At 69.3% G+C, this 4379-nt stretch carries 4 protein-coding genes; 2 read left to right on the top strand and 2 right to left on the bottom strand.

Annotation, left to right across the window (positions count from 1 at the left end; translation table 11 throughout):
• Window positions 1–830, bottom strand: an 830-nt coding sequence (locus Q0588_RS08300; protein ID WP_298745465.1) for a bile acid:sodium symporter, incomplete at its 3' end; no start/stop codon positions are given.
• Window positions 831–1189: 359 nt separating this feature from the next.
• The gene (locus Q0588_RS08295; RefSeq protein WP_298745464.1) at window positions 1190–1597 is read right to left on the bottom strand and encodes a hypothetical protein; all 408 of its coding nucleotides are present in this window, start codon (window positions 1595–1597) and stop codon (window positions 1190–1192) included.
• 195 nt (window positions 1598–1792) lie between these two features.
• Between Q0588_RS08295 and Q0588_RS08290 the strand changes: the two genes are divergently transcribed.
• Entirely contained in the window at window positions 1793–3106 is a 1314-nt protein-coding gene (locus tag Q0588_RS08290; protein WP_298745463.1) for a TolC family protein, read from the top strand.
• Window positions 3103–4362 (top strand): HlyD family efflux transporter periplasmic adaptor subunit, encoded by a 1260-nt coding sequence (locus Q0588_RS08285; RefSeq protein WP_298745462.1) that lies wholly within the window; start codon window positions 3103–3105, stop codon window positions 4360–4362. Before Q0588_RS08290 ends, Q0588_RS08285 begins: the two co-directional genes overlap by 4 nt.
• Window positions 4363–4379: the final 17 nt, after the last annotated feature.

Here is a 4379-nt window from a genome sequence, read left to right as displayed (position 1 = left end):
CACAACGCGGCGGGCATGCGCTCGATCTGGGCGGGATCGCCGATCGCGGCGTGGATGACGACCTGGCAGCCGCTGAAGGCGCGCGCCATCGCGTCAACGTCGAGCGCGTCGGCAATATGGGTCTCCATCGCGAACCGCGCCGGAAGCGCGAGGCTCGAGGGCCGACGCACGACGGCGGCGACCACGACGAACAACACCAGGGCCGTCGCAGGCACCGGCGCCAGGCCGAGCCATGCCGAGACCCGCTCGCCCGTGGCCCGGCTGGCCGCCCAAACCTGAACCAGGGCCGCCAACACGAAGGGTATGGCGATCAGCCAGACGAAGGCGTGGATGAAGGGCCCCGGGTGCACATAGGCGGCCGCCTCGGCGCCGAGGAACAGGCGCAGATAGAGCGGCAGCAGGGCCATCTGCGCGATCAGCAGCACCGGCGTCGCGGCCAGCAGCAAGCGGGCGTCGGCCCGCCCCAAATGGGCGAAAGTCACGACGTAGTCGATGCACGGGCAAAGGAGCACCATTAGCACGCCCAGGCGGATCAATGGGTCGGGCGGCAGGAACTGCACCAGGCCGAGCACCAGCACCGGCACGGCGATGAAATTGACCGCCAGCAGGACCCCCACGAACCGCAATTCCCGGAGCGCGCGGGTCAGGGCGGACACCGGCACCTGCAGGAAGGTGACGAACAACATCAGCGCCAACGCCGGGTTGATCACTCCTTCCAAAGTCTCCGTGCCGGGGATCAGGAGGCCGACGCCAGCCGCGGCGAACACGGCGGCGAAGTAGATCCAGACCTGCCGGGCCTCCAGAACTTCTCGTATCGCAGACGTCTTCATTCGCTCAGGTCTAACCGTTGGGCGCGCCGCGAAGAAGCCGGGCGCGAGAGCCATGTCCAAGCGGGTGGACCATGAGGCCCTGAGGGTTGGGTGGAGGCCCACCAGTCGATCCCGGCAGGGCCCGTGGATGAAGGGCGCTCAGTCCAGTCTCCTGCAAGGCCGCCACCGGCAGCCTGTGGCAGAGGCGCAGCATTCGCAGGTCCAGACCCCCAGGTCCTCAAGCGAGACCCAGACCCCGATAGCGTCCGCCCCTAGCGGGCCGACGTGCTGATGCTCGGCCTTGGCCCGCTCCGACGGGATGGTCCGTATCCCCGACTTCCGGTCGAACTCCGATTTCCGTGCGCCGGCGACCGACGGCCTCAACGCAAGAGGAGCGGCTTGAAGTTCCGTCGGCCGGGCGAGTGTCGGCGCGGTCGCCCGCCAGCGCGTCGATCTGTCTGGAAGTCCCCCGTTGCGTGAGCGCCGCGCCACGGGTAGATGCCGATCGGGGATCCCGTTTGCGAAATTCGATTCGTTCCTTCTGTGTCTTTCTTTGCACCGCTCTTGTGGCGGTGACGACGATGCATGGCATGACGGATGCGCAGCACGGCATGGCTCATGCGGCCGATTGGCCCCCCGTGGCGCTGGTCGAGATCGACACGGTGGTCGACCAGATCGCGGATCATGTCCACGTCGCACCGGACGATCAATCCGATGACGCGTCCCCCGAGGACGTCGATAATGAAGGACCGGTTGGGCACGGGCATCAGGTCGGCGGCGACAGCCACGGCGCCCTTCCCCGAGCCGAGCATCCGCTAGACGACAGTCTGCGGTCAAGACTCGCCGCCCGTACACCCGGGGTGGATCCAGCCTTGGGCGATTTGAGCCGGGACGGACCCGAATACCCTCCGAAACGGATGCGCACGGTCGTCTGAACCGACGCGGCCCTTCGGCTGCGCGCAACCCGTTTCCCGGAGATATCCTTGAACACCCCGATCACCGGCCTGGCCGGATCGTGGACGCGTCTGGCGGCCGTTTCGGCGCTGGCGCTTCCACTGGCGGCGTTGCCGTCGCTTCCTGCGCTCGCGCAGACCCCGCCGTCGGCCGCAACGGAAGCGGCCGCCCTGACCCTGGAGGGCGCGCTCGCGCGCGCCGCCGGCGTCGATCCGAGCTTGCCGGGAGCGGAGGCGCGGGCGCGCGCCGGCAGCGCCGCCGTCCGTCAGGCCGACGTCCGGCCCAATCCGACGCTCGGTCTGATGGTCGAAAACCTGCCGACGCTAGGCGGTGGCGCCATCATCGACCGAACCGAGACGACCCTGTCCTACGAACAGCGGTTCGAACGGGGCGGCGATCGGCCGGCGCGCGTCGCTCTCGCCCAGGGTGAAGCGGCCCTTGTCCAGGCAGAGGCGGCCATCCGGCGACTGGACCGGCTCGAGCAGGTGCAGCGCGCCTGGGCGGAGGCCCTGGGAGCCCAGGCCGAACTCGAGATCGCTCGCGAACGTCTCGCCCTGGCGGAGCGGTTCCAGATCGAGGTGCAGCGTCGGGTCGACATGGCGCGCGACCCGCTGTTCGCCGGCGCCCGCGCCGAGGCTGAACTCGCCCAGGCCCAGATCGATTTCGATCAGGCGGGGATACAGGCCCGTCTGGCCCGCGCCACGCTGGGGCGGTTCTGGATCGGCGCTTCGGACTTCTCACTCGATCCGGCCGATTTCGAGGACACCAGCGCCGCCCGCGAGGTGGCCGGCCCCGCCGCCGAGATCGACCTCGCGGTTCTGGCCGCGCAGCGCGACGTCGCACAAGCCAGAGTCCGTGTGGAACAGGCGCGCGCCACCCCCGACGCGACAGTCAGCGTCGGCGTCCGCCACTTCTGGGAGGGACAAGACCTTGGCCTGGTCGTGGGCGGGTCCATCCCGCTCGGGCGTTATGACCGAAACGAGGGCGCCATCGACCGTGCGAGGTTCGAAGGCGTCGCGGCCGAGGCCGATATGGCGGCGCTCCGGCAGGAACGCGAGCGGGAGATCGCCCGCCTCCAGGTCCTTTTGGCCTCTCGGGCGTTCGAGGCCCAGCGCATCGCCGCCGAGACGCTACCCCAGGCCGAGCGCGCCGTGGCGCTCGTCCGCGACGGCTTCGCGCGGGGCGGATTCACCTACAACGACGTCATTTCCGCCCAGACCGCGCTCCTGTCCACCAAGGCCCGCAGAATCGCAGTTCTCAAACAATTCCACATCGACCGCGCCCGCCTTGACCGGCTGACCGGCGCGCACGCCGACCTGCTCGGCCTGGAGACCCGCTCATGATCCGTCACACCCCATCGCGGCGCGTGATCGCCGCGTCGCTGCTGGCCCTCGCCGTCGGCGTTTCAGCCTGCGGACAAGGCCGGGCTGAAAAGACCGAAGGCGCAGACGGCGCGGCGGCCGCTGACTATGAGCGGGGTCCGCACAACGGCCGCCTGCTCCGGGACGGCGATTTTTCCCTCGAGATCACCATCTTTGAAGAGGGTCCCGAGCCGCTCTATCGCCTCTACCCCTATCTGAATGACAAGCCGCTCGATCCGCGGCAGGTCCAGGCCTCCATCGCCCTGACGCGGCTGGGGCCTTCGGTGGATCGTTTCGCGTTCACGCCGACCGCAGACTATCTCGCGAGCCCTACGGTGGTGGTGGAACCGCACTCGTTCGACGTCGCGGTGGCGGCGACCCATGCGGGCAAGCGGTCGACCTGGACCTATCCATCCTATGAGGGCCGCACGGTGATAACCGCCGACGCCGCCCGGGCCGGCGGGGTCACGACGCAGAGAGCCGGCGGGGCGGTGCTGGGCGAGAGCCTGCCGCTCAGCGGCCGGGTCGAGATCACGCCCGAGGGACAGAGCGAAGTCCACGCGCGCTATCCGGGACGGGTGGTGGCGATGAACGTCCAGCTGGGCCAGCGCGTCTCGCGGGGTCAGGTGCTGGCGCGCGTCGAGTCCAGCGACAGTCTGCAGACCTATTCCGTCACCGCCCCGATCTCGGGAATGATCACGGCCAAGAACGTCAACCCCGGCGCCATCACCGGCAATGGCGAGCCGATGCTGACCATCGGCGATCCGACCCGGCTCCACGCTGAATTCTTCCTCTATCCCCGCGACGCCGAACGGGTCCGGGTCGGCCAGCGCGTCGAGATCGCCAGCCTGGCGGGCGAACACCGCGCGCTCGGCGTCATCGAGGCGGTGCTGCCGTCCAGCGACCCGCTGAGCCAGACCCTGGTCGCCCACGTCGACCTGCCCTATCAGGGCGGCGTCTGGCGGCCGGGACTGGGCGTCCGGGGCGCGGTCCAGGTCGGCCAGGGCGAGGTGGCGCTGGCGGTCCGGACCCGGGCCATCCAGCCATTCCGGGATTTCCAGGTCGTCTACGCCAAGATCGGCAACACCTATGAGGTGCGGATGCTCGATCTTGGACGGCGGACCGAGGAGTGGACGGAGGTGCTGGGCGGTCTGGAGCCCGGAACCGAATATGTCGTCGATGGAGCCTTCCTCATTCGCGCGGACATCGAAAAGTCCGGCGCGAGCCATGACCACTAGGGGGCGCGCACCATGCT

The organism is uncultured Brevundimonas sp., assembly GCF_937870815.1.
In the GTDB taxonomy this organism is placed as follows: domain Bacteria; phylum Pseudomonadota; class Alphaproteobacteria; order Caulobacterales; family Caulobacteraceae; genus Brevundimonas.
Note: the sequence above shows the minus strand (reverse complement) of the source record. Positions and strands in the feature narration are given on the sequence as shown.

Excerpts from the sequence above, each read along its gene's own strand:
- Q0588_RS08285 (WP_298745462.1), top strand. The coding sequence starts at position 3,103 with ATGATCCGTCACACCCCATCGCGGCGCGTGATCGCCGCGTCGCTGCTG.